General features: G+C 59.8%; 24 protein-coding genes and 3 pseudogenes. 13 read left to right on the top strand and 14 right to left on the bottom strand.

Annotated features, from left to right (window positions below; translation table 11 throughout):
* Nucleotides 1-250 precede the first annotated feature (250 nt).
* Complete coding sequence (locus tag ACH79_RS43640; RefSeq protein WP_246738378.1) at nt 251-430, top strand: hypothetical protein; 180 nt, start codon at nt 251-253, stop codon at nt 428-430.
* Nucleotides 431-1231: 801 nt separating this feature from the next.
* Here ACH79_RS43640 and ACH79_RS00890 read toward each other — a convergent pair.
* A complete protein-coding gene (locus tag ACH79_RS00890) occupies nt 1232-1414 on the bottom strand; it encodes a hypothetical protein (RefSeq protein WP_161849333.1) in 183 nt (60 codons plus the stop codon).
* 327 nt (nt 1415-1741) lie between these two features.
* Between ACH79_RS00890 and ACH79_RS00885 the strand changes: the two genes are divergently transcribed.
* Nucleotides 1742-2269 carry a hypothetical protein gene (locus ACH79_RS00885; RefSeq protein WP_161849332.1) on the top strand — a complete coding sequence of 176 codons (528 nt, stop codon included), beginning with the start codon at nt 1742-1744 and terminating at the stop codon, nt 2267-2269.
* A 197-nt stretch (nt 2270-2466) separates the two neighbouring features.
* On the opposite strand, the gene ACH79_RS43635 is transcribed toward ACH79_RS00885, so the two are convergent.
* Nucleotides 2467-2595: a DUF3606 domain-containing protein gene (locus ACH79_RS43635; RefSeq protein ID WP_246738377.1), complete on the bottom strand. Its 129-nt coding sequence runs from the start codon at nt 2593-2595 to the stop codon at nt 2467-2469.
* Nucleotides 2596-2806: 211 nt separating this feature from the next.
* Here ACH79_RS43635 and ACH79_RS00875 point away from each other — a divergent pair, with 211 nt between their 5' ends.
* From ACH79_RS00875 to ACH79_RS43630, 3 genes are all read left to right on the top strand, one after another.
* Nucleotides 2807-3073: a hypothetical protein gene (locus ACH79_RS00875; protein WP_161849330.1), complete on the top strand. Its 267-nt coding sequence runs from the start codon at nt 2807-2809 to the stop codon at nt 3071-3073.
* A 502-nt stretch (nt 3074-3575) separates the two neighbouring features.
* On the top strand, nt 3576-4253 hold the full coding sequence (locus tag ACH79_RS00870) for an RNA ligase family protein (RefSeq protein WP_246738376.1): 678 nt from the start codon (nt 3576-3578) through the stop codon (nt 4251-4253).
* Entirely contained in the window at nt 4250-4471 is a 222-nt protein-coding gene (locus ACH79_RS43630; protein WP_246738375.1) for a hypothetical protein, read from the top strand. The genes ACH79_RS00870 and ACH79_RS43630 overlap by 4 nt, the downstream gene beginning before the upstream one ends.
* 111 nt (nt 4472-4582) lie before the next feature.
* On the opposite strand, the gene ACH79_RS00865 is transcribed toward ACH79_RS43630, so the two are convergent.
* The 3 genes from ACH79_RS00865 to ACH79_RS00855 form a co-directional block, all read right to left on the bottom strand.
* Nucleotides 4583-4846 (bottom strand): hypothetical protein, encoded by a 264-nt coding sequence (locus ACH79_RS00865; protein ID WP_161849329.1) that lies wholly within the window; start codon nt 4844-4846, stop codon nt 4583-4585.
* 532 nt (nt 4847-5378) lie between these two features.
* Nucleotides 5379-6743, bottom strand: a complete 1365-nt coding sequence (locus ACH79_RS00860; RefSeq protein ID WP_161856156.1) for a SagB family peptide dehydrogenase — start codon at nt 6741-6743, stop codon at nt 5379-5381.
* A 111-nt stretch (nt 6744-6854) separates the two neighbouring features.
* Entirely contained in the window at nt 6855-9101 is a 2247-nt protein-coding gene (locus ACH79_RS00855; protein WP_161849328.1) for a TOMM precursor leader peptide-binding protein, read from the bottom strand.
* A gap of 987 nt (nt 9102-10088) precedes the next feature.
* On the opposite strand from ACH79_RS00855, the gene ACH79_RS00850 reads away from it, so the two are divergent.
* Together ACH79_RS00850 and ACH79_RS00845 are read left to right on the top strand one after the other, a co-directional pair.
* Entirely contained in the window at nt 10089-10958 is an 870-nt protein-coding gene (locus ACH79_RS00850) for a VOC family protein (RefSeq protein WP_246738373.1), read from the top strand.
* Nucleotides 10959-11309: 351 nt separating this feature from the next.
* Entirely contained in the window at nt 11310-11675 is a 366-nt protein-coding gene (locus ACH79_RS00845; protein WP_161849326.1) for a hypothetical protein, read from the top strand.
* An 11-nt stretch (nt 11676-11686) separates the two neighbouring features.
* Here ACH79_RS00845 and ACH79_RS00840 read toward each other — a convergent pair whose 3' ends face one another.
* From ACH79_RS00840 to ACH79_RS00820, 6 genes and pseudogenes are all read right to left on the bottom strand, one after another.
* Complete coding sequence (locus tag ACH79_RS00840; RefSeq protein WP_161849325.1) at nt 11687-11908, bottom strand: hypothetical protein; 222 nt, start codon at nt 11906-11908, stop codon at nt 11687-11689.
* Entirely contained in the window at nt 11905-13008 is a 1104-nt protein-coding gene (gene dinB / locus ACH79_RS00835; protein WP_161849324.1) for a DNA polymerase IV, read from the bottom strand. The genes ACH79_RS00840 and dinB overlap by 4 nt, the downstream gene beginning before the upstream one ends.
* Nucleotides 13009-13056: 48 nt before the next feature.
* Nucleotides 13057-13323: a hypothetical protein gene (locus tag ACH79_RS00830; protein ID WP_161849323.1), complete on the bottom strand. Its 267-nt coding sequence runs from the start codon at nt 13321-13323 to the stop codon at nt 13057-13059.
* 129 nt (nt 13324-13452) lie between these two features.
* Nucleotides 13453-14181: an SOS response-associated peptidase gene (locus tag ACH79_RS00825; protein ID WP_161849322.1), complete on the bottom strand. Its 729-nt coding sequence runs from the start codon at nt 14179-14181 to the stop codon at nt 13453-13455.
* Nucleotides 14182-14183: 2 nt separating this feature from the next.
* Nucleotides 14184-14632 (bottom strand): annotated as a pseudogene (locus ACH79_RS43620) (hypothetical protein).
* A gap of 22 nt (nt 14633-14654) precedes the next feature.
* Nucleotides 14655-15035, bottom strand: coding sequence for a hypothetical protein (locus ACH79_RS00820; RefSeq protein ID WP_161849321.1), 381 nt, complete (start codon nt 15033-15035; stop codon nt 14655-14657).
* A 170-nt stretch (nt 15036-15205) separates the two neighbouring features.
* Here ACH79_RS00820 and ACH79_RS00815 point away from each other — a divergent pair.
* Nucleotides 15206-15560: pseudogene (locus ACH79_RS00815) on the top strand (Ku protein); the annotation flags it as partial.
* On the opposite strand, the gene ACH79_RS00810 reads toward ACH79_RS00815, so the two are convergent.
* On the bottom strand, nt 15536-16696 hold the full coding sequence (locus ACH79_RS00810; RefSeq protein ID WP_161849320.1) for a TIGR02677 family protein: 1161 nt from the start codon (nt 16694-16696) through the stop codon (nt 15536-15538). The pseudogene ACH79_RS00815 and the gene ACH79_RS00810 overlap by 25 nt on opposite strands.
* A gap of 520 nt (nt 16697-17216) precedes the next feature.
* Here ACH79_RS00810 and ACH79_RS00805 point away from each other — a divergent pair.
* The 3 genes and pseudogenes from ACH79_RS00805 to ACH79_RS43615 all read left to right on the top strand — a co-directional run.
* A complete protein-coding gene (locus tag ACH79_RS00805) occupies nt 17217-18200 on the top strand; it encodes an AAA family ATPase (RefSeq protein ID WP_161849319.1) in 984 nt (327 codons plus the stop codon).
* 14 nt (nt 18201-18214) lie between these two features.
* Nucleotides 18215-20674 (top strand): S8 family peptidase, encoded by a 2460-nt coding sequence (locus ACH79_RS00800; RefSeq protein ID WP_161849318.1) that lies wholly within the window; start codon nt 18215-18217, stop codon nt 20672-20674.
* 6 nt (nt 20675-20680) lie between these two features.
* Nucleotides 20681-21063, top strand: a pseudogene (locus ACH79_RS43615) (XRE family transcriptional regulator); the annotation flags it as partial.
* 756 nt (nt 21064-21819) lie between these two features.
* Here the strand turns inward: ACH79_RS43615 and ACH79_RS00790 are convergent.
* Together ACH79_RS00790 and ACH79_RS44975 are read right to left on the bottom strand one after the other, a co-directional pair.
* Nucleotides 21820-22578: a sulfite exporter TauE/SafE family protein gene (locus ACH79_RS00790; RefSeq protein WP_161849316.1), complete on the bottom strand. Its 759-nt coding sequence runs from the start codon at nt 22576-22578 to the stop codon at nt 21820-21822.
* Between the two features lie 156 nt (nt 22579-22734).
* The gene (locus ACH79_RS44975; RefSeq protein WP_161849315.1) at nt 22735-22989 is read right to left on the bottom strand and encodes an AraC family transcriptional regulator; all 255 of its coding nucleotides are present in this window, start codon (nt 22987-22989) and stop codon (nt 22735-22737) included.
* Between the two features lie 20 nt (nt 22990-23009).
* Here ACH79_RS44975 and ACH79_RS00780 point away from each other — a divergent pair, with 20 nt between their 5' ends.
* Both ACH79_RS00780 and ACH79_RS00775 read left to right on the top strand, forming a co-directional pair.
* Nucleotides 23010-23324 carry a DUF6875 domain-containing protein gene (locus ACH79_RS00780; RefSeq protein WP_161849314.1) on the top strand — a complete coding sequence of 105 codons (315 nt, stop codon included), beginning with the start codon at nt 23010-23012 and terminating at the stop codon, nt 23322-23324.
* A gap of 67 nt (nt 23325-23391) precedes the next feature.
* Nucleotides 23392-23871 carry a DUF6130 family protein gene (locus ACH79_RS00775; RefSeq protein WP_161849313.1) on the top strand — a complete coding sequence of 160 codons (480 nt, stop codon included), beginning with the start codon at nt 23392-23394 and terminating at the stop codon, nt 23869-23871.
* The last annotated feature ends 5 nt before the right edge of the window (nt 23872-23876 follow it).

Below are 23876 nucleotides of genomic sequence, written 5' to 3'. Positions count from 1 at the left end.
ACGGCCTCGAAGAGCCTGACGTTAGTCAGGTGCTTGAAGAAAGACCGCCAGCCCGAAATTAGCGCCTTGCCTTAGCAGCCTTGCGCTGGGCGAAGCCAGCCGTGGTGAACGGACCAGCGCGTTCGCTGGTGACTTGGGCTCCTGCTCCCGGCCGGATTTGTAACTCCCAACGACCACCCGAAAAACAAAGTATTGCTGCTCTAGGCCGTTGCGTTGATGATCAGGCAAAACAAGCAAAACCGGTGGCGCGATGCAGGACATGCTGGCTCAGTTGGAAAAACTCCGTAGAGATGCTGCCGAGTGCGAGCTAATCCGAAACTTGGCGACCGATCCCAAGAAGCGCGAATTATTTGACCGACTGGCCGCACACTTGACGGTGCTGGCGTCTGAGGTCGAAAGGGCGATACTAGAGAGCGGAAAGAAGGGATAGGGTTGCGATACTGAAGGTGGCCCGACGCATGACGTTGTGGGACGATACACGCCGGGCCTTGCCACAACGGGTTCAGCCCCCAGTATGGCCATTAGCCGCGCTGGCTAGAGCCAAGCTACAATCTTCTAACGGTGTCGAGAACTCCGTAGGACACACGGTGTATTCGCAGAAGCTACGGTTACGGAGTGTTGCGGATAGCCACTCTCAAATGGTGGCAGAAGCGCCTGTCGAACCCGTACAGAATCGAGCTGGCTCCGCGCAGCGAGCCGCTAGCATAGCGCTGAAACGCACCAACGGGCACCGTAGTGGCTCCTAGAGGCGTTGCCGATGGCCCGCAACAGCCCGGCATCACGTCCGCCAGAAGTCCTTGAAACGGATCGGCGACAACTCGGTGTATCTCGCGGTGTGCTGAATGCTCTTGTGGCCCGAGATAGGCTTGTCAGGCCGCGTTCCTTAACCACCACATTATACTCAATGATGAGGGACCAGAGCATCGGTCGCGCAGTAGACACCTCTCGAAGCCACCGACGAACTTGGTCAGTCCAGATCATGAGCGAGAAGTTGCTAACGTTTCTAGCCGACTACTACCTTATCACTGCTGCTGTTGCTGTGGCGGCAGGACAATGGTCGATTCATCGTACAAGAAGACTGGGACGAACCCCACCACCGAACATGATGCTGGGCGCTGTCGCCAGTGGGTTTGTTGACAGCCATCCCAGCGCTCCACGTTGTTCCTCAAACGGAACGTAAGTAGATGGGAGAGGTTTCGATGCGCTGTCGTCGGATGGGCACGACCGATCCTCAGGCTGACCACTTATCTTCTTCGCGTCGGGCTTCATCGTCGTTAAGGCGCTCGGCCACGTCAGCAGCGACAGTGGGGTCCTCGGCGTCTGCAATAGGCTTGCCGTCCTGCTTTTTGATTCTTCGCCCTTCGGTATTCACCGGAAAGTCATCGGGCTTCAGGGGCTTCTTAGATGTCGACATTACGTCTTCCTCCTGTGGACCAACACCTTACCACGCCTAGAGCCCACCTTCGTCGGTTTCTGAAAGATGCTCCGGGGGCCGTTTGCGTTTCTGCAGGAACGATACTGTCCTGACCGTGTTGCATCTGTGCCGAACTACGGCACAGCACACTTGCACACTCGATGTGAGACGACTCCAAAACTGACGGCCTCTGCGCTCCAGGGGCCGTTTTTGTAAGGGGGTGCCGCAGCAATGGGTGAAGCGCGGCGGAACGTAACGGCAAACATTGGGAAGTTCGGCCACAGCGCGCTTGTTGTCGATACAGGAACGGAGTAGCAGGCTACCAAAATGGACAACACCTCGGAATTACTGCTGTCAACGGTCATAACGGGCTCCATAGCGAGCGCAGTTTCAACGGCCACTCTGGCCGCTTTGGCGAAGGCGGAGGGAAAGCCGCCAATGCGGCCTACAAACTCAACCAGCCACTGGCTTCATGGCGAGAGCGCAGGCCGCTTCGATCAAGTCGACCTCGCCCATACCGGCGTCGGTCTCGCCACGCATCACGCATCGGCTTTGTTTTGGGCGCTGCCCTTTGAGGCCTGGCTGGCATCGCATCCACCTCGGTCGGCGAGCGGCCTCGTGCGTGACGCCGCCGTCATGTCTGCCATCGCGGCGGTTGTGGACTACGGCATAACGCCGAAGCGTCTGACGCCCGGCTGGGAATTGAGCCTGTCGAAGAAGTCAATGGTGGGCGCCTTCGCAAGCTTGGCGGTAGGGCTCGCCGCCGGCGCCATGGTATCGCAGCAGCTTCGTTCGAAGCCGGCGCATAGGGCGGATTGCTCTCACCTAAAAGGCGACCGTTATCGCGCTAGCTGAGATCGGGCTTAAAGCCTGCGGGCATTGCCGGGACTGCTTCCGGATCGTCCGCATCAACCTTGTTGCAGACGGGGCAGGGCGCGCCAGCGCCGCCGCAGGCCCGCTCGCCCGAGAACGGGCGATCCAAATGGTTTTCGCAGACCCACAGGGTATTGTCGCATGTGGAGCAGTACCGCATAACCTCAACCCTGCACGCCTCACGTCTTGACAGCTTCCTTGCTGATAGCAGAGATCGAATTTCCGGTCTTGCGCACGATTGCGGCCAGCTCAACGTTCGATAGCTTCAGCCGCCGACGCAGAACCTTGACCTGCACCTTGCTGGTCATATCCAGAGAATTACGAAAATAGGCCTTCGCTTGATCATGATGTGCTCGCGATGATGGAGGCCGACGCAGCCGCCTGGCTACTCGCGCAAGATTTCGTCTGCGGCGGCCAAACGGACCCGACCGGACCATTGTTCCCGCGTCATCGCGATGTGGCGATTAACTTGAAGCGAGAGCCGGCCGCCCCCGCTGTCGGTCGGCGTGCGGCGACGCCATGGTCTCTATTCTCGATGACTTGGCGAGTATGATGGCAGCACTGGTGTGTTGTCGCAAGCCGCCCCACCGTGACAATCTCGCCATTCGGAAATATATCGCTCGGGCTCTCGTCGAGACGGCCGATCACGGAAAGACTTCTGTCGCTCTAATCGCCATTGTTGCTCTCCTCTATCTCAAATATATGGATGAGCAATTCAACAACGCCCAGTACAGCCGGGCGGTGATTAGCATGGTGGGAAAAATAAACAGATCATTCGGCTGCTGAGGTGCACTGCAGGCCGACACGCTGAAGAAACCGGGCCGCTCTTAGCGCTAACTGAGCGTTAGCGTTGAGCTACTGAGCGATCATCGCTGCCACGACCCCGAAGGCGATTAAGCACGCGGCAACTAGGGGACCAGAGTGTGATTGCGATCTCTTTCGGCATGTTTGTTGAATTCAAGGGCTGCTTCAAAGTTCCTGCTGCTGGCGGGTCTGAACGTGAGAAGAGCCCCGGCGGGGCATGCAGAGAACGGCAGCTCGGTGCCGCCGGCTGGCGAATGAATTCACCCAGGGCGTCACAGCCCAGAACCTGCGTGAGCTTGCGGCCGAGCTGGAGCATCGGCTTAGCCTTGGTCGCCTATGCGGCCGGCCGCCGGAGGGTCGGAGACCGCGTGTCGTAGTTGTTGGAGGAGTGATCACGCTCGTAGATTGTTCTGGATTTTCCCGAAGGCAGGAAAGTGCTGGGCCTTGCTCGCCCACAGGGCGCGGGTTGTTTTGAGAGTTTCGCGTGCCAAAGCGTGTCGAGATGCCGGGGTTCATTAAGCCCCAACTGGTCACCCTGAAGACCAAGGCCCCCAAGGGCGATCAGTGGCTCCACGAAATCAAATACGATGGCTATCGCATTCAGGTGCATCTGAACCGCGGCCGAACGAAGGTCTTCACGCGCAATGGTCTAGACTGGACGAAGCGCTTCACCGAGATCGCTGGAGCGCTCGCTATTCCGGGTGAAGCCATCATCGACGGTGAGGTAGTAGTCGTTCATGAGGGCCGTACCAACTTCTCCGAACTTCAAGCAGAGCTGGCCGCTGAAAGGCAAGGTCGTCTAGTCTACTATGCCTTCGACCTCCTCTGGCGGGACGGCGACCTTCGCAAGCTGCCGCAGATCAATCGCAAGCAGCTCCTGCTAGACCTGCTCGGCGAAAACGCCGTCGAGCTGCCGGTGCTTTATTCTGAACATCTCGTCGGCGATGGTCAAAAGATGTTCGAACATGCGGCGAAGCTGAACTGGGAGGGCATTATTGCCAAGCGGGCAGACGCGCCTTATCGTTCGGAGCGGAATGAGGACTGGCTGAAGATCAAGGCCGTTCATACGGGCAAGTTTCCGGTCGTCGGCTTTATCAAAGACCCGAGTGGCGTGGCCGCGCTCTATCTTGGCAAGCAGCAGGCGAAGACCTCGTCTATATGAGCAAGGTTGGGACCGGATGGTCTCGCACCGTTTCCAGCCAGATCAGGAAGCAACTCGACACGGTGGTTAGCCCCAAGAGCAAATTGAGTAAGCCGCTCAAGAAGCCGAAAGCAACATGGGTCGAGCCGGTGTTCTCTGCCGAAATTGAATACCGCGACATAACGTCTGAGGGGCTGCTCCGCGCTAGTTCATTTAAAGGATTATCAAAGGCTGACTAACGTTTGTTGGGGACCTGTCGATCTGACATGCGTAGCATCTAGTCACCATCGAGCGGCCCATGGCATCTATCGGTGATGAGAACGCCTGAACAGCGCTCCCGCCTTTCTCCATTAGGAAAGGATCAGCGGATGCAGAAGCGTCGCCGATTCAAACAGACATCGACACTGCGAGAACGCCTGCTTGCAGATACCCAGCACCTGCGCGAACAAGCTGGAATGCTTCCTCAGGGTCAGATACGCGATCACGTCATGCGTCGCATAAGGCAGAATGAAGCTGCCGCCGACCTCTGCGAGATGCTCGATGCGCCGCGCTTGGCCTATCCTGCCTAGTGGAACGCTTTCGGGGCGGTGGTGATTATTGTGCATGACCGACACCGAACTTTTTCAGCAGTCTTTCTACATTGCATGGAGCGTCCTTGAGAGGACAGGCGAACTTGGCGACCCCACCGACACCACACGATTCTTGGGGGAGCGTATCGCTGGCATGATGAGACGCGGCGAACGACGTCGGTTGCTGCTTTCAAATCTTGCAATAGACGAATACAGGCGGCGCCCGATCCGGCTTGTGCAATGATCCATCCTGATTGCAAACTCTGTCTTGGGATCGGCTGGGTGTGCGAGAACCATCCCAACCGGGCATGGACCGAAGAACTGGGCTGTCAATGCGGAGCGGGTATGCAGTGCCGATGTGTTCGCGCTAATGGCCTAGAGGAGCCGGACATAAGTCAGGTTAACGAACCAACGGCAGCACGACATTAGCGCCCGACAGCCCGCTGACGAACTTAACTTTTGTTGTGTTGCAAGCAATCAACTACGGCAAAAAAGTTAAGTATATCAATGTCTTTTGCGGATACTGGGTGTTTCCCCTAGGGAGCGCCATTTCGCATACGTACTGCCTAGCTTGGGATCACCGTTTCCTGCCGCGTCCGAGCGCGAATTGACCGACCAGGCCCTCTACATGGAATTCCAGCCCTGTCATTTTTGCGAACAGATCGATGTTGCTGGTGCCGATGGCGCAGCCACCAAGGCCCATATTGGTGGCCGCCAAGTAGAACGTCTGGATCATGCTGCCAACATCCTTCAGGATCAGCGAGTATGCAATTGAGCTATACTTCCAGGAGATCCGCCCAAAACGGGCGGCGATCGTGATCAGGACTTGGGGCGGACCGGGTGCGTCCATGGCAAACTCGGCTGCCGCCGAAAGCGCCTGGAATTGCTGTGCGGAGACCCCTATCTCTACCAGCGCGTGGCCGCCCGCGTCGTAGTGGTAAAGTCCGCGTGCAAGCCCCTCGCAATTCGTGACCGCCAGATACAATTCCAGTTCGTATGCGCTGCCCGCCGACGGATAGGGTCTTGAGCTGTAGGTGATCGCAGGACCGCCTTCGAAAGGCGCGCCGCCCTTCCATTCCGACAGGACTCGGGCAGCGCTGTCCAGGAACTGGGCGAGCTCGGCGAGCGTGATCGGATGCTCGTCATCGAAATCCCGGACTGAATGGCGTTCGCGCAACAGGCCTGCGAAGGGCGAGACCGGATCCGAGGTGAAGAACGTGCGCAGCTCGATTCTCTTGCCCGGCCACGGCGGGCGCACCGCAGGCGGCGGTGAAACGACGCTTGCATAGGCGAAGGTGCTGCCAACCGGATTGGCTTGGCGGCCTTCCGTGCTCCGCGTGTGAAACACGAGATCATGGAAATCCCAGAGAACGAGATTGCCGTCGCCTTCATTCACCCGAAGGCCGTCGCCGCTTTTCGCATCGAGCTTGAGCAGGAACTGGCTATCCAGCAGCAGTTCGAGCAGATCGAGGTTGAAGGCGGCCGCGTGGCGGCGAAGCCTGCTGATCTTCTGAGGCCGTGACAGCGCAGCGAGGGTGGCGGCAATGGCGGGGTCGCCAATTCGAAACAGCGCGCCGGCGCGCGGCGATTCCAGCACCATTTCGTTGCCGCGTCGGCGCAGATAGGCAAAGCGCGACAGCACGATGGTGTCACTCTCGCCGAGCTTTGCGCATAGCGGCCAATACTCTGGGACCTGGGGTTCGATGACCACGATGTCCTGCTCGTCACGCGGAAAGGACAGGCGGTATTCGAGCAACCCGTGCCGTGCCAGTCGATGCGCCAGGACATCGACTTCCTTCGCGATGGCGCTCTTGCCGGCAAAGGACGCGAGCGGCAGGCCGTCGGCCAGATTCCGCGCAAGGTCCAGCGCGGCCGGACTGATATGTCCCAGATTGACAAAATAGCCGTCCACGGAGGCGGCGATGCTTCCGTCCGCCTGCATCTGAAAGGAGAAATGACCGTTCAATCGGGCGGCGATGACTGGCGCGATCTTCCTGGTCGGCTTTTTCCGGGGAGCGCGCACGAAAGAGCTGCCTTTCAAAAGACCTGCCTTTCAGGTGTGCGGCAGGAACGGCGTGAGTTCGCTTTCCAGCCGCGGGCGATCCAACAATCCAAGCCTCAACGGAACATCGTAAAGCCGGCCGGGTGCGAAGCGGCGATAGAAATGCCGCAGGCCCGGAACAAGCACGCGAACGACGGGGACCTCAACGTCGGGCCGCGTCTGGTCGAGCACAAGGAAATCGTAACCTGCCTGGGTGGCGATCTCGACACAGGCATTCACCTGATCGCGCGTATTGTCGAGAACCTTTAGGTCGGGAGCCGGCGGAACAATCGGATTGTTGCTCGGGATCAGGAACGGATAATCTTCCAGCCGCAGCGGCTTGATACCGTCAAGCGTCGGCTTCTCACCGCTGGCGCCGCCCATCATGCCAATTGACATGAACTGGGTCAGCTCGGTGAGCGAACGCAGCAGAGCGATGCGGCGATCGAAATGCGCGCCGGAACCGAACTCGATATTCTCGTGGCCGTTCTGCATCCAGTGCATGATCGCCACGTAAGTGGGAATGCCGAGATCGCTGGTGACGTCGAGCACCCACAGCCGGCGTCCGGCATCAGCAAACTGGGCTTGCAGATCCCGGACATAGGAATCGTCGAATTGCTTGAGGTCGACCTCGGCACGCTGCAGCCGGTTGTACCACCAGATGGCGTAGGCATCGCGCTCGATCAGTTCGAGAAAGCCCTGAACGATGGCTTCCTCGCGGGTGTTGCCGGCCGCGCAACCGTTGGAGTCGGTATGGAAACCGCCATAGAAGAAGTAGAGCAGGCCGGTCGGAAGATATTTGAAACGCTTGTCGCGCAACGACCAGACCGGCGACCACTCGGTCCTCAACGAGGGATCGAGCGGCTCAGGAACCGGGTGTGAATCGTTCGGCTGTTGGGCATGCCTGTTTTGAAATTGCGTTTCGCTGAAAAGTTGGATGTCATTGGGGTGAAGGGCGTCGCCGCGAGCGAAATCGGTAAGGCGGCGCGCCGTCCTGATCTCGTCACCCTGGAAAATGCCCGAATAGCGCTCGATCGCCTCCATCAGCGCGCTGGCCTCGCCCTGCTCCGCCGTGGAGCCCTTGCCGAAGCTGCCGCCGCTCAGTCCGGACCTGAGCTGATCGACGCTTTGGGCCGGCGCAGAGAAATTGTGGTGGGCGAAAAAATTGGTGTTCATCGGCAGATCGACCTCGATCCGCTCGAGCCGCGTAACCACGCCGGTCAGCGGGCTTACATGCTTGCGGAAGCGCGCCACGGTGGCCCGAGCGGTCACGGTGCGATATCCACCGCTGGTCATGATGAGCTTGCTGCCTTCGGCGATCTCGATTGAAGTCGCCGCCCGGCGTGGACTCTGCAGTTTCTTGCTCCCGCAGGTGAGACATTGCGGGCGCCGCGCGACAAAGTGCTTGGCGATGACCGCACCAGTCAGATCGAGGCTCGCAATATGATCGCGCAGATCGGTGCGAAAACCCGAGGCAATCGCTTTGGTGATTTCGACGGCAGCGAAGTGGATTGCGGTTTGTCCAACGGTGTGCTGGACCAAGGGCGATACGGCGACCGTCTGCGCCGGTCCGCGGTCGAGAAATCCCTTGATCTCCCGGTTACGGATCATGCGATCGAACAGACAGTTCCAGCAGGCGCTCTCGCCCGGTTTGAACACGGGGCCCACCAGCGGAAACACGCCGGACGGCTGCACCAGCAGCCAGGGCGTCTTGTCAGCGACGCGTTCCCGGTTCATCTCGGCCAGCCGCCGGTCAAGATAGTCGTTCACCAACGTGATCGTAAGTTTGGGCGAACGCTTGACGATTTGAACGCCGAGTTTGCTCAAAGCCACACTCAGTTCTTTGGCGCCTTTGACATCGATCGCTTCGACCCGCACGGGGCAATTGCGGAGATTCTGCTCCGCGATCTCGAGAGGCAGGCCGAGGCTCGCCCAATATCCAGCGACGGCGCCATCGAATGCGCGCGATGCTCCTGTAACGACGTATCGGCGCTCGAGCAGCCGCTTGATTGCTTCCTCTATCTTGTCGGGTGGAAAGCTCTTCGAAAGCTGGCGAGCGATCTCTGGCGCAGATTTTCCATTTTTTCCGATCGACGTGGCCACCGCACAATACAGATCGCCGTGCAGGAAGAATTTGCGATCCTCCGAGTAGAGGCAGACCACATCGGGAGGAAGTACATAGGCGGTGAAGTTCGGCGCGAATCGCAAAGTGTCTTTGTGGGTCTTGCTCGCAACGCGGCTCTTGCGATTGGCTGTCATCGGAGCACGCGGATCTTGTTGCTTGTCATTTCAGATCGCCAGAGCAAGGCGAACCGTTCTCCTGCGGGACTTGTGCGCCCGCGCCGACCGGAATTGTTCGATTTGAGTTGGAACACACTCGCTTGTCATCGGCAAGCTGGCAGGCGAACCGCCCAACGAAAACAAGAAATTGGCCGGGTCGATCGCGAGCCCCGGCCAATGAAATCGTGGCTTGTCGATACACAATCAGAACGCGTCGTTGCCTAGCACCAGCGGCACCGCCCCCAAGATGCACAGCAACCGGCACATGCTACCCATGGCACGCCTATCCCTATCCAACCAATGCCACAGCCACCACAACCACCACAGCCGACGCCGCATCGGCAGGCTCTGCATCCACAGCCTCCGCAGCCGCGACAACCACCGCATCCGCGGAAGCCACCGCATCCCCGCATGCCACCACACCCGCGGCAGCCACCGCATCCGCGCTGGGCTAGCTGCACGCCGCTAAGGACATTTTCGTTGTCGAAGAGTTCGTTGTCGAAGAGATGGAAGGTGGCGAGACTGACGTCGGCAATTTCCTCTTCACCGAGCGTGATCATCATGCCAGGAGCGAAATTCCGCCCCTGTTGAACGTCACCGGTCGGTACGGCCGATGCCGATGCGCCTCCTGCCAGCGAAAAAGTTAATCCGGCGGCTCCCAACGCCGGCACTGCGGTTCCGGTTACTCGCTTCCTTTTCGAAGCTTGCTTCACCCGCGGCATGGTCGCATCCTCCAATGTTGCAGGAAGGATCTCCGTGAGAGTGACTCTACGCCGACCAAATAAGGCAGGCAAGATTCATGCACACACGAAAATGTAATGACGCTCGTGCAGATTGCATTCATTTTCAACGTTGTCAGCGCATTTTTGTCCATTGCAACGACGGTCCGCGCCCGCAGCGCAGATTGCAACGAGTGCGACTTGGTGCAGTGCGCAATCGTCTCCAGGCTTGAACGGAGAAATTGGCTTGGTCAGTCAACTCAGACGCTTCGCCTGGTATGAACTCCTGACCACGGACGTCGCGGCAGCAGGCGCCTTTTATGGCAAGGTCGTCGGCTGGGGTGCGAAGGATGCGTCGACTCCGGAACTGGCCTACACGGTGCTTACTGCCGGAGAAGTTCCGGTTGGCGGGCTTATGGATCTCCCGGAAGAGGGGCGGCGATTGGGGGCAACTCCGAGATGGGTCGGCTACGTCGCAGTCGATGACATGGATGCGATGGCCACACGGATCAGGCGTCGTGGAGGCGCTGTCTTGCTACCGCCAACGGACAGCAATATCGGCCGGGTTTCAGTGGTCGCCGATCCGCAAAAGGCGACTTTTGCACTGGTCAGCGGACTGACATATCGCCAACGGCAACCCGACGGGCTGGACGTGCTGGGGCACGTGGGCTGGCATGAGTTGCTGGCTGAAGACCGGAACAAGATCTTTGATTTCTATGGCGAGCTGTTTGGCTGGCAGAAGGCCCACGGTGAAACCGAACCGGCTGACCTGTATCAATTGTTTTCGGCCGCCGGGCAGACGATCGGTGGCATGCTCACCAAGCTTCCGAGCGTGCCGCAGCCGTGTTGGCTCTATTACTTCAATGTCGACGACGTCGGCGCGGCCGCCAAGCGCGTCAATGACGGCGGAGGCCGGATCCTCCAGGGTCCGATCGAATTGGCTGATGGATGCTGGATCGCGCGATGTGTCGATCCCCAAGGCGCACTGTTTGCGCTGCAGGGTGCCCGAGGTCAGAGAGACGCCGAGCGACCCTCCGCCTCGGAAGTCAGTTGGTCCAGCAGGTGGGGGAGCATTGCTTCACAGGGCAGGATGGTGCTTCCCAAGACGAAGCGCTAGGCTGGGAAGCTTCGCAGGTCATCGACATCGTCAAGCTCAGCATCGGCAATTTTGCAGATCGACGCGATGTGCTCCACGTCCGGTGTTATCGCCAGGCTGGCCTAGGTGCGACCGAAGATTATACAGAAATTTCAATCACATATGAGTTCGTAGTTTTGTTCTGAATGGCGCGCCATCGTCCACCAACCCATTGAAATATCGAAAGCTTCGATATATCAGGCGCTTGAAGACTGCCGTTGCTACACGAACGTGCTACGGCTATGGCGGATGACGCCCCTCGTATGGCGGAAGGGCTGGGCCTACTTTCGCTTCAAGCTACCTGACGATCTCGCAAGCAAGCCTGTTCCAGCCGTGTGGCCAGATGACCTGAGCACGCTCGTCAACGCCTCACGTTGGACGTTGAAGGTTGAACTTTGGAAGTCGCTCGGACTCACGAAGAAGGAAGAGCAGCGGGCGAAACGCATCGTTGCAGCGAAGGTGGCGGAAACCACCGGCCTGATAAAAGAGGCTCGCTCACTGTTGGCCCGCGGGCCGCTATCGGCGATGAGTGACGAGGACATTGCTGCGATTGCCGCTCGCGTCCACGCTGACCGTCTCGCCCAGGATGAGCAGTTGCGGCAACGTGCATTGGCCTTCACCTCCCCAGCGCAGGCAACCTTCTTCGCATTCCCACTAAGGGAGAGCGGATCGAACTCGAAACCGACGAGCCCGGCCTGACCGAGGACGACTTAGGTCTGCTGCGGTTCGCCGCTGAGAAAGCTCAGAAGGAGACGCAGGAGGCCGTGGTGCGGATGCGGCCCCCGGCTGCCGTGAAACAGCGGGTTGCGGAGGAGCTTGCGAAGCGCGGTGCGCAGCCGCCGCCTGAGGCGCGACGGAAGATCGAAATCGAAGTCCTCAAGGCCGAGCTGCGTACCTGGAGTGACATTCGGCGTTGCCGTATTCGAGTTCAAATCCCGAAATCCAGTTGCGGCTCCGTGTCGTTTTCGCCTTGCAGGGAAGACAGCGACACTCCCAGGAAGCGCACCGCTTTTGAAATGGGCATGGCGTCTTCCAGCAGGCCGATCGCCAGACGCGCGAGATCGTCGCGGTTCGCGACAACCGCAGACACGGATCGGCTGCGCGTCATGATCTCGAAGTCAGCGAACTTCACTTTAAGTGTCACCGTTCGCCCCCGGGTGCTCGCCGACTCGCAATGTTCCCAGACCTTATCTATCAGCGGCTGGAGCTCGGCGACCATTGCGTCGAATTCCGTGAGATCTGTGAAGAACGTGTTCTCGGCGCCGACCGATTTGCGGACACGATTGGCCCGTACAGGGCGCTCGTCGATGCCGCGCGAAATCCAGTAGTAATAGGTGCCGGACTTGCCGAAGTTCTCCTGCAGGAACGCGAGGGACTGGTTGCGAATGTCGAGGCCGGTCCAAATCCCGAAGGCGTTGAGTTTGGCGGCGGTTGCCGGCCCGATGCCGTGAAACTTTCCGACCGGCAGCTTCTCGACGAAGGCCGGTCCCATCTGCGGCGAAATGACATACTGCCCATTGGGTTTGCGATGATCGGAGGCGAGCTTCGCCAGGAACTTGTTGTAAGAGATGCCCGCCGACGCGTTTAGGCCGGTCTCGGCTTTGATCTTCTCGCGGATCCTCATCGCGATGTCTCTGGCCAGCAGGATGCCTTGCAGGTTTTCGGTGACATCGAGATAGGCCTCGTCGAGCGAAAGTGGCTCGATAATTGGCGTGTGCTCGGCGAAGATCTGGCGAATCTGTCGGCTGACCGCCTTGTAAACTTCGAAGCGTGGCTTGACGAAGATCAGGTCCGGACACTGCCGTTTCGCGGTGACCGACGGCATGGCCGAGCGAACGCCGTACTGGCGGGCTTCGTAGCTCGCGGCAGCGACGACGCCGCGCTCGGCCGAACCGCCCACTGCCACCGGCTTGCCGCGCAGGTCCGGATTATCGCGCTGCTCGACCGACGCGTAGAAGGCATCCATGTCGATATGGATGATCTTGCGGTGAGACGTTGTCGAAACGCTGTGTTCCAGATCGGGAGGGACCATGGGCGGATTGTACAGGGCACCGCAAGCCAAGTCGCGGCTAAGTCAGCCTCAATTCGCCGGGGGACATTCGGGGCAGGCGTCGCCGATCGAGTCCAGTACCTCGGCAATCGCGACGGCAGCCACTTGGGACGAAACGCCGGCCGGCGGATCCGTCTGAGCGATCTGGAATGCGCGGTCGCGGGCATGCGGATCGCCGCGGTCCTGCATCCACCCGTGCTCCTCGCATTCGCGAATGGCGCCGGCCTCGCTTAGCACCGAAATCGCCCAGCCGCGTAGCGTCCGGATCGCTGGTTGCCTCTCCTTCGTCATCAGCATTCGAAATCGCTCCTACGAGGCCGAATCCACGCGCCCGCCTTCTGTTCCCGGGCTGCTAACACAGGTCAGGGATTCCGAATTGCATGGCTATTGCTTTTCCACGTGTTCCGTCCGCCTGCGTGCAATATTTCAGGCGGCCAGCGCGGGATCTTCCTTTTCGCCGGTCGCAACGATCTTCAGCGCCCCGTCCGGCAACGGCCGCTGGAGCGCCTTGGCCTCGTCCCAAGGGGCGCGCAGCCAGACATCGTACTCTTCGGTTGTCGTCAGGATCACTGGCATCGCCTTCGGGTGCACGCGTTCCACCTCGGCATTCGGCTTGCAAGTCAGGAAGGCGTAGACATCGATCGTGACTTCTCCTTCCTTGGCCTTCCGGACGCTGGTCCAGTTCGTCCAGAGGCCGGCGAACGCCAGCAGTGGGCGGCTTTCGTCCGGAGCGAACCATACCGGGACCTTCTTGCCATCGATCGTGTCGTACTCGCTGAATGACGTGAAGGGGACCAGGCAACGGTGCTCGGTCCCGAGCCATCGCTTCCAATGCGCACTGCCCACGTTTCGGATATTGGTGGTGCCACTGTCCGGCTCCATCTGAAGCAATTCCTTGAAATCGACCGGCTTACCCTTGGCCTCGAGCTTCTGGGCTCGCTTCTTGGTGGCGTCCAAGAGCGCCTGCTGGGAGGACGGCATACCCCATCGAGCCATGACGATCTCCCGATCGTCGGGCGCGTTGCGAACGATCGGCGCTGGGTAGTCCGGAAAGATGCCGGGCATTGAAGGCAAGTTGCCAACGCGACTGTTGAGTGCGCTGAACAGGCGACGGATCGCGTCAACGTTCTTGGTCATCGAATAGAGATTGCACACGTTCAGTCCTCCGGAGCCACGTTGCGCGGCCGCTGAGTTAGTTGCAGCAGCGTCGCCGAGGGGCGCCGGCCCGCCTTGCCGCATTTCCGACAGCGAAGCCTGCCGACGAGATCATGAACGAAAGTTGTCGGTGGATGGGGCAGGGCTGCAAGATCGACCTGGCTCGGCGCCTTACAGCGCGAGCACTGAATCTGAAGCCAAGGATAGCCGCCGTTTATCGCCTGGTCGACGGTCGGAGAGGGATCGATCGGTTCTCCGTCCGCCCACATCCGCTCGTTCCAGCTTTCAGCCAGGAGCCGATCGGCTTGGCGTATCAGTGCGTCCCCCTTGGCCGCAGCTCGTCCGACTGCGCGGCCAAAATGCCTGTCATCGTCCGCGCCTTGCCGAGCTCCTTCTTCAAGGCCTTACGATCTCCGCCGGACAGAGGCGTCGGATGATGCTTGGGGGCCATCCGAAACGACGACGAGCTATGATCAGACGGGCTCGAAGGCCGGCCAGCAGCCGTCTGCCTCATAGCGACCAGTCCGGTTCTGGCAGGTGTTGTTTAGCAGTCGCTGCCCGACCTCCCTCCAGCTGGCTTGCTGCCCATACAGGCGGATCGCGTCGGCCTTCTGGATCTCGACAATGCGCTCGCACCTGCGACAGGATACTCGCAGGACATGCTGCGGGATTTCGGAGAGGCGCTGCCCTGCGCTCGATCGTTCCGAAGATCTCGTTTCGAATTGGGCATCGTTCAGGACGGCATGCCAATATTCGTCCGGCATCTCGTCCTGAGGGCCGAGTGGGCGCGCCCCCACGGCTTTACCTCCAATCGAAGCGGCGGCCAGCTTTTCCATTTGTTTCGGGGTAGGCATCCGCAACTCGCGGGTCGATCGTTCATAGTACAATTAGAACATAACAAGAACAAATGTCGAGTCCGACGACGGAGGGTGTGATGGATTTTTCTGGTCGCGTCGGCCACGTCCGAATTGACAGTCTCAAAACAGGGCGGCGTGTCGGAACCAGCCCCTTTCGATCGTCTTGAATCCGAGCTGCCCCGAAAACGGAGTTCTGCGTACATGGCCCCCCGTCCGGTCGCGCTGTATCCAGCCACCTCCGAGTCCGAGAAAATCTCGTTCAACCAACTTAATCGGCAGACCGGCCATCGCATCAAATACCTCAAGGTTGACGCGGACACCGGTGACGAGGTGCCGAACGAGGACATCGTCAAGGGCTATCAGCTCGAGAAAGACCAATTCATCGAGGTGACCAAGGAAGAGCTCGAAGAGATCGCGCTGGAGTCCACGCGCACCATTGAGATCGACGAGTTCGTCGAGAAGTCCGAGATCGATCCACGTTACTTGATCCGTCCCTACTATCTGCGTCCGGACGGGAAGGTCGTCTCGCGGAGCCGGAGCGGAACGACGATGGACGGCGCCTTATGCCACGGTATGACGCCGGTAACGTCAGCAGCTGCGGTATTTTCGGCGTAGTGACGCGCCGGATTGAGCGCAAACGCGGCTCGTGCAAGTCGGTGGGCGTCTTCGTCGCCGTCGCAGTCGAGGAACCAGTGAGCAAGGCTTTTGAAGTCGGCGGAGCGGTCACTGCGGCCACTTCGGCGTTCGTTGATCGCGATGATCGCTGTGAGCAGTTGCGGAATCGCGGCCCGGGCCCGACTTCTGAGCTGTTCGCTCTGGGAACGCTCGCCGTTCGACCCGCCGACGAACCACATTCGCAGGCCCTGCCACCGCTCGTCCCACATCTTCAGTTCGGCTTCGTAGGCGGCCTGCTCTTCGCCCGGAGGGGCGTTGCGTGCCTGACGGCGGGCCACGGACTGGAGCATCGCGTCGATGCGCAACTGGAGGGCATTGATGTCTTCCGAAATCACACCGCTTCGGCTGACCAAGTCGCCAACGAATTGGCGGATATACTCGATGAGACGCTGCTTGTAGTTCAGCACGGCGTCCACGTCGCCGTCCTGCAAATCGACACCGCGGAGGACGCCGGCCATGAAGGCTCGCGCGGTCTCGGCCATGTTGTTGAACACGGTCATTAGACCGTTGAGGGTCTCGTACATCTTGGCGACGTCAGGGTCGTTGCTTCGGCCGAGGTGGATCAGCGTGAGGAGGCTCTTGCCGATGTCTTCAAGCGCAACCGTCTGCAGTTCGCCGCGGCGCTGCATCTCCTTGGCGAAGGCGCTGAGCGCCATCTCGACGGAGACGCCGCCCTTCGAAAGTCGGTAGAGCATGCGGCGGCGATAGAACCCGCTCAACGAGGTGACGCGCGAGTTGTCGGCCTGGCAGTCGAGATTGCCCCACGCGGTCAACTTGTCGAGGACGGCGTCCAGTTCGGAGGCGGTCGGCGGCTCGCCCGGCCACTTTGCTTGCGTGAGAATCTCGGAAGGCCGGACGTAAAGCAGCAGTTGACGTTCAGCTGCCGCGCACACATCCAGGACAGACCGGTACAGCGCCGCATTATCGGCGGTGACGTGACGGAAAAGGTCCTGATGCGTGGCGATCTCGAATTGACCGCTCATGCATGCCCCATAACCACTTGAAATACCTCGTAATGGTGGCCCCGAGAGCGGCGTCCGTCAAAGCAAATCAGCTATAGACTACCGCTAAACACAGGAGGGCCGATATCGGTGATGCCATGATTTGGCTGTAGGCGATGGCTACCCATGGTTGTTTGCGCCGATCTCCCAAAAGTCACTTAAGCCGCACGCGCAGTGGCTTTTGGCCGGCGCAATCGTTGCTGCTGCTTCTTGACCAAAGGCGACCAATGAATACAATGTTCCTGTTATGTTCTCTCGTCAAGGAAGGCGCATGTTCTGCCCGCGGCAGGTCATCCACGCTCCGTCCAGGGATGGGACCGGAAACACTTAACCACTCATCGGTAGACTAGTGAGCAGGCTCAAGGCCTGCCGGGGTCGCCGAATCCTGTGAAATCAGGGCCGGGTCGAATAGATGTAAGCTCTTTTGTCCGATACAGCCCCACGCTTGATCGTTAGTGTCGGTCTTGGAGGAACTCCGGACTGGAACCAGAAGTAGGGAATAATGTCGACCGCTCGCCACATCGTCGCGTTGCTGCGCAGCCATATCGACGGAGATGAGGACCGCTTCCTCTCCGTGGCGACGCAGCTTGCCGCGCACGAGGCGAGGCAAGGACACGGCAAACTCGCCCAGGAACTGCGCGAACTGATCGACGCGGCAAAGGGCAAGACCGCGCATGTCGGTCGGCGCGGCGCCGGTCCCGTTCCTCTAGCGCAGCCAAAAGGCGAACTCAGCAGCCTGCTTTCGGCGCGTTATTCGGATATTCGCCTTAACAGTATGGTGTTGGGGCCAGAACTGAAAGGGCGCTTGACGCGCGTTTTGACCGAACAGCGCCAACAGCAGCGCCTGCGCGCCCGCGGCCTGATGCCTCGACGGAAGCTGCTGTTAGTTGGGCCTCCGGGTTCAGGCAAGACGATGACGGCGTCCGCTCTTGCCGGCGAGTTAAAGCTGCCGCTATTCACAGTTCTCTATGAGGGCTTGATCGGCAAGCTCATGGGCGAAACGGCGACGCGCCTTCGCCTGGTGTTCGATGCTGTTGCAGTTCAGCGCGGCGTATACTTCTTTGACGAGTTCGATGCGATCGGTTCACAACGATCGCACACGAACGATGTCGGCGAGATCCGGCGCGTGCTCAATTCATTTCTCCAGTTTTTGGAGAACGATGATGGCCCGAGCCTGATCGTTGCTGCGACCAACCACCCAGAGCTGCTAGACAAAGCCGTTTTCCGGCGTTTCGACGACGTCATTCTTTATGGATTGCCGGACCCGGAGATCGCTCGCGGCATATTGGAATCGCATCTGACGGGATTTGACCTCTCGGACATCAATTGGTCATCGATTTTAGAAGCCACTGTGGGTTTAAGCCAGGCGGAAGTATCAAGGGCTGCCGACGAGGCGGCGAAGATCGCCGTACTCGAGGACAGAAGCGAGATCAGGACGCCAACGCTGCTCTCGACATTGGCGGAACGCAGAGCCGCCACGAGTTGAGGTGCAGACGATAGATGGCACGACCGCCGCGCAATCGGCCGCATTTTCATGTTGAGGGTGGCGGTCAAGCAGAGCCGTACACATCGCCTCGCATTGTCATCACGGGACTGCCGCCTGCCAGGGTGAGAGCGCGGCACGCACAGAAACTCGGCCACGCGATCGGTGCCGCCGTCCGGCAGGCTCGGCAGAAACTTGGAGCCCGCGACCAAGCGGTCGCTGAAGGCGAGAAGGGGTTCTATCTCGAATTCGAGATCCCGGCGGCGGAGCGGGAGGCTGTCCAAGATCTTGAGAATAAGCCTGCCAAAATTGAGCTCGTTGCCGTTAAGCCTACCGCCGATAATCAGGAAATGGTTTCGGCCACTGTGTTCGTACCTGAGCGCTCAGCGGATTTCTTTGCCAAAAAGGTTGAGGCTTATCGCGACGAGAACACGAAGTCGGGAAAGCCGAGGAACGAGGCCTTGGTCGCTCGAATCGAGGATGTTCGCCTTGGAGCTGTTCGTTCGCTCTTCACGGACGACATGGCGCTTTTTCCGACGGCTGGTCGTCAGGCGTGGTGGGAGGTATGGGTTCGCGACGGTCGCCTGGAGACCCTTCGGCATGTCGCACAACGCCTCAATGTAACCCTGAAGGAACATGCCATCAGCTTCCCCGAGCGCGACGTGGTCCTGGCGCTCGCCAACGAGGAAGCGATGGCAAGGCTCGTCGACAATAGCGACGCCGTGGCCGAGTTGCGCATCGCTAAGGACACGCCGACGCTCTTTCTCGAGATGCGCCCAGTCGAACAGGCAGACTGGGCGGGCGATCTCGTCGATCGGGTTGACGCACCTGATGCGCTGGCGCCGGCCATCTGTCTTCTCGACAGCGGAGCGACCCGGACGCATCCGTTGATCGAGCCGGGCTTGGATGCCGTCGACCAGCACGCCTATGACAACGGCTGGGGCGTAGGTGACAGCTCTTACTGGAATGGCCACGGTACGTCGATGTCAGGTGTCGCGCTCTATGGCGATCTTGAAGCGGCGCTTAGCCATGGTGGTCAAGTTGACCTGCGCCATCGATTGGAGACGGTCAAGGTCTTGCCGCCAGCTGGCCAGAACGATCCCGAACTTTATGGAGCAATCACAGAAATCGGTATCAACAAGGCTGAGGCACAAGCTCCGCGTCGTCGGCGGGTCTTCTGCATGGCGGTGACGAGCGAAGTCGGTCTTGGTCGCGGTCGCCCATCTTCGTGGTCGGCGGCCGTCGACCAGCTTTGCTATGGCGGCGGCGACCGTCGGCGCCTCATGGTGCTCGCCGCCGGGAATCTGCGAGGTGATATTTCGGCTCCAGACTATCCGGACCGTAACGACCTTGAAGAGGTCGAGAGCCCCGCTCAGGCATGGAATCCGCTAGTTGTCGGAGCGTACACCGACAAAATCGGCATCTTTCATCCCGACTTCAATGGCTGGCAGCCAGTGGCGCCCGCTGGCGAATTGTCTCCGGCGAGCCGAACGTCTGGCGTTTGGGATCGTCAGTGGCCGATCCGACCGGACGTCGTGTTCGAAGGTGGCAACTTTGCCCATGACGGTGTCAATCCGGCGTCAGCGATCGATGATCTCCAGCTCATAACAACGCACTATCGTCCGCAAATGCGTCTCTTCGAGACGTTTGGCGATACCAGCGCGGCCGCGGCATTGGGCGCGCATCTTTGCGCCGGCGTTTTGGTTGCCCGCCCCCAGCTTTGGCCAGAAACCGTGCGAGCTCTCGCGGTGCACTCGGCCGAATGGACGCCGGCGATGCGTGCGCGGATCGAGGGGGGTGCGCAGGCACAGAAAGCAGCCATGCTTCGCCGATACGGATGGGGCGTACCTGATATCGGTCGCGCAGTGATGAGTGCGACGGACGATGCGACCCTGATGGTCGAAGATGCCCTTCTTCCGTTCCGGAAGGATGGCTCGGCGATTAAGACCCGCAGCATGAACCTACACCGCTTGCCGTGGCCCCGAGACGAATTGCTCGCGTTGGGGGAGCAGGATGTCGAGCTACGCGTGACGTTGTCCTATTTCGTCGAGCCTAACCCCGGCGAGCGGGGATGGACGAGACGGCACCGCTATTCGTCTCATTCGCTCCGGTTTGCGGTAAAGCGGTCATTGGAGAGCCTCCAGCAATTTCGCCAACGAATCAACAAGGCTGCCGAGGCGGAGGAGGAGGGGCAGGTTGGAGCCGCGGCAGGTGGCGACAATTGGGTGCTCGGTACGATTCGCGATAAGGGATCGATCCACTCGGATATTTGGCGCGGAAGTGCGGCAGAACTAGCTGAGCGCGATGCGATCGGGGTGTTTCCCGTCAGTGGCTGGTGGAAGGAAAAGCCTGCGCTTCAGCGTTGGGATCGTTCGGCGCGTTATGCGCTGGTCGTCTCCGTGAGAGCTCCGGGAGCAAACATCGACATCTACACGCCGATCGCCAACATGCTGGAAATTCCAATACCTGCTTCATGAGCAGTGGCGGCGCGGGACCGGGGTCGAATCAGAGCTGCAGATATCCTGTCCGGCAAAGACATGCGCAGAGCCGAAGAACTTGCCGAGTTGCTGCACATTTGGCGAGTAACGATCAATACGAAGCGACAGAACGGACAACTTTTCGGGTTGGACGGAGGTCAAGCGCGGCTTCCGCCTTCCGGTCTGGCAACTCAATCGCGATGGAAAACCCTATCCCGAGTTACCCGCCCTACGGGAACGACTGGCAGGTCCCCCTGGCCGTCTTCCGTTTTCTCGTGCAGGTCCACGACGAGCTTGACGGCCTGACGGGTCGGGAGGCCCTGGAGCTCGGCCAGGGCGAGGTTCTGCTCGCCGCAGCGGAGAGCGTCGGACGAGGAGATTTTCGCTAGGTGGCCAGCAAGGAACGGCGACCTTCGTGAAGTCGCGATTTGAACTCCACACTGTCCCCAAGAGCGCGAGGGCGGGAGCATCTATCTTGAGCGCCTATCCGGATCGGCTCGAATAACGTCGTTCCTTCGCCCGCATCAGCAACGGCTGCGAGATAATTCCAGGTTGCGGTCCGGGGTCGGGGGGCAACTTTTTCATTTGGAAATAGCTGCCAAGCTGTTGATATTATTAGAGGCCATTTTGACCGTTTTTTCCAAATGCCCCTTGAAATCTTTGAATAATCAAACGGATTTTGATTCCGCCATTCGGAGGTTCGATCCCTCCCGCCCCAGCCAGCACTTAAGCTGCTGAGTCGTTATGTAAGCAACTCTATCCCCGCCAAATTTTTTGGGCGCGTTTGGAATGGAGCTTCTAATGCTCGGGCCAGAATCGAACTAAGCGTCGTGCATCACATCGACCATATTGGCTTATCTCCGTGGTTTCATCCCAACATATACCGCGGAAGCTACTCGGGTAGGTGTGTTACGCCCCCATCGTAGAATAGGGTATTGCGGCGAACAAATCGGACAAGCAGTCGAAATGATGCGCTTCGCAGTTGGCGCCGTCCTGCGGTTCGCCCCGCGGATAGAGCACAGGCGGGCACTGTCTCTACCAGGACCGCCGCCGGCTCGCGTGACAGATGTTACGGAAAGCGGCCACTCGCCGAGTTGCGGCAATCGTTGCCCTCAAAATTACGGAAGGGTTCGATGGATCGCCGCCTAAGCTAGATAGCCGTGCACACCGTCCCACAACAGCTTCAGCGCAGTGATGACAAGCAATCCATAGCAAGCCCGATAGATCTGGCGCTGGTCCAGCTTGCCGTGAAGTCGCCAACCGGCCCACACGCCGGCGGGAATGGCGAGCAGGCACGCCGCCATCACGATCCAGACGTTGTGTCCCGGCCTCACCAGCAACAGCCACGGCACCGCCTTGAGCGCGTTGCCGACGGTGAAGAACATGCTGCTCGTTCCCGCATAAACGTCCTTGCTTAGCCCAAGCGGCAGCAGATACATCGCAAGCGGCGGTCCGCCGGAGTGCGCGACCATTGAGGCGACTCCGGAGCCGAGGCCGGCTGCGACCGCCTTCGGCGTCGAACGCGGCTGGACCGTCACATCGGGGCCGCCGAAGAACCACAGCGCGACGAAGATCAGGCTGACAACGGCCATCACGATCGCAACGGCCCGATGGTCGAGCACACGAAACAGCACATAGCCGAGCCCGATGCCAGCCACGAGCCCCGGCAACAGCAGCTTGAGGTCCGGCTTCGACCACGTCGAAGGCTTCCAGTAGCGCAACGCGTACAAGTCCGTCGCGACGAACAATGGCGCGAGCAGACCGCCGGCGGTCACGGGATCCATCACCAGTGAAAGCAAGGGAATGCCGACAATGGCGAACCCGCCGCCGAACGCACCCTTCATGAAGCAGATCAGGAAGACGCCGGCAAAGGCGATCAGGATCGTGGTGGTCGTCAGCTCCATGGCTCGTCTCCTTCCCCGATCCCCGTGACCGTTGTCGGTATGAGCTTCCTCGCCTACCCGTCTCGGTACAATCAGTACAAGTTCGGATCAATACTAAGAGTGCTCCGATATTTGCGTCGGTTCAAGTGTAACATTGTACTCGGTACAATTTGGCGCTCAGGTGTTGATCGCATTGGGCGTCCGGCCGCGCAGGCTGAGTTGGCCACCCAACAAGTTCTCATCGAAAGCCTTGCCGAGAGTGATGCGCAGGTCGGTTTCCTTGAAACCACTCCTCACGCGCAGCGCATTCATATCGAGCGCCGCCGTTACCTCGCGACGATATTGGCCGGGTGCCAGGCCCGTCGACTGCCTGAATGCGCGAGTAAAGTTTGCCTGGCTCGAGAATCGGAGAGCCAGCGCGATTTCGACCAAAGGCGCGTTTCACCGATCTATTGGCAGATCGTGCTCACGGTCTGTTCGAAGACGTCCTGCAGCGTCTCGCCGTTCCATCCCATGCGGAAGACGGATTGGTGCTCGGAGCGTTCTACGAACGCAATGAGAGGGCTGCAATTTATAACCCCAGCTTTCGGCCATTCACGGCGCCGGTGCCGTTCCTGCTCATAAGGCAAGCAGTCGTCAGCGACTGGAAGTTCTTCTTGGGCAACGAGGAGTGGCTGAATCTTTGGGCGCGTCGATTTCAGGAGACGGCGGTCCATGCTCTTGCCGACGAACTGCGCCGCCTGCGGTGGCCCGCAAAGCGCGATTAGTTTGCCCATATTCGCCAATCGATCCACAAAAACTCGCAAGCTGTCACCTATTAAGGAAGGTCATGCCATGACTCTCGTCAAGACTCTTGCCGTCGGCGCCATTGCGGCCGGCACCGTGCTCGCAACCAACGCCTTAGCTCAAAGCGCGAGGGAAATCCGCGGGGCTTCCCCGTACGTCGCTGTCGAAAACGAGCCTGCTCCCAGGCTGATCGTCGACCCCCCGCTTCCCGAGGGTCTGGCGATTGGCGTCTTCTGGGCGCAGTATCGAGTGGAAAATGTTCGCATTGTTCAGGTGTTCGGGGCTGGCGCGCGCCAAGTGTCGCCCCGTATCGGGCATCTCCACATCACCGTCGACGACCTGCCGTGGTGGTGGGCGGACGCGAGCGACAACAATACCGTCGATATTGCCGGCCTACCTGCTGGTCCGCACAAGGTGACGATCGCGTTGGTCGACGCCGACCACAAAGTTTTCCCCGGCCAGACGACGACGCTGACATTCATCGTGCCTGAACACGAGAAAATGGGTCACGCCGGCCACCGTAAGTAAGTCAG

Source organism: Bradyrhizobium sp. CCBAU 051011 (genome assembly GCF_009930815.1).
Classification (GTDB): Bacteria; Pseudomonadota; Alphaproteobacteria; order Rhizobiales; family Xanthobacteraceae; genus Bradyrhizobium.
Note: the sequence above shows the minus strand (reverse complement) of the source record. Positions and strands in the feature narration are given on the sequence as shown.

What these genes read in the sequence shown, in the direction of transcription:
- ACH79_RS43640 (WP_246738378.1), top strand. Translation starts at nt 251, where the DNA reads ATGCAGGACATGCTGGCTCAGTTGGAAAAACTCCGTAGAGATGCTGCC.
- ACH79_RS00890 (WP_161849333.1), bottom strand. Translation starts at nt 1,414, where the DNA reads ATGTCGACATCTAAGAAGCCCCTGAAGCCCGATGACTTTCCGGTGAAT.
- ACH79_RS00885 (WP_161849332.1), top strand. Translation starts at nt 1,742, where the DNA reads ATGGACAACACCTCGGAATTACTGCTGTCAACGGTCATAACGGGCTCC.
- ACH79_RS43635 (WP_246738377.1), bottom strand. Translation starts at nt 2,595, where the DNA reads ATGACCAGCAAGGTGCAGGTCAAGGTTCTGCGTCGGCGGCTGAAGCTA.
- ACH79_RS00875 (WP_161849330.1), top strand. Translation starts at nt 2,807, where the DNA reads ATGGTCTCTATTCTCGATGACTTGGCGAGTATGATGGCAGCACTGGTG.
- ACH79_RS43630 (WP_246738375.1), top strand. Translation starts at nt 4,250, where the DNA reads ATGAGCAAGGTTGGGACCGGATGGTCTCGCACCGTTTCCAGCCAGATC.
- ACH79_RS00860 (WP_161856156.1), bottom strand. Translation starts at nt 6,743, where the DNA reads ATGCAGGCGGACGGAAGCATCGCCGCCTCCGTGGACGGCTATTTTGTC.
- ACH79_RS00855 (WP_161849328.1), bottom strand. Translation starts at nt 9,101, where the DNA reads ATGACAGCCAATCGCAAGAGCCGCGTTGCGAGCAAGACCCACAAAGAC.
- dinB (WP_161849324.1), bottom strand. Translation starts at nt 13,008, where the DNA reads ATGGTCCCTCCCGATCTGGAACACAGCGTTTCGACAACGTCTCACCGC.
- ACH79_RS00830 (WP_161849323.1), bottom strand. Translation starts at nt 13,323, where the DNA reads ATGCTGATGACGAAGGAGAGGCAACCAGCGATCCGGACGCTACGCGGC.
- ACH79_RS00820 (WP_161849321.1), bottom strand. Translation starts at nt 15,035, where the DNA reads ATGCCTACCCCGAAACAAATGGAAAAGCTGGCCGCCGCTTCGATTGGA.
- ACH79_RS00810 (WP_161849320.1), bottom strand. Translation starts at nt 16,696, where the DNA reads ATGAGCGGTCAATTCGAGATCGCCACGCATCAGGACCTTTTCCGTCAC.
- ACH79_RS00805 (WP_161849319.1), top strand. Translation starts at nt 17,217, where the DNA reads ATGTCGACCGCTCGCCACATCGTCGCGTTGCTGCGCAGCCATATCGAC.
- ACH79_RS00800 (WP_161849318.1), top strand. Translation starts at nt 18,215, where the DNA reads ATGGCACGACCGCCGCGCAATCGGCCGCATTTTCATGTTGAGGGTGGC.
- ACH79_RS00790 (WP_161849316.1), bottom strand. Translation starts at nt 22,578, where the DNA reads ATGGAGCTGACGACCACCACGATCCTGATCGCCTTTGCCGGCGTCTTC.
- ACH79_RS00775 (WP_161849313.1), top strand. Translation starts at nt 23,392, where the DNA reads ATGACTCTCGTCAAGACTCTTGCCGTCGGCGCCATTGCGGCCGGCACC.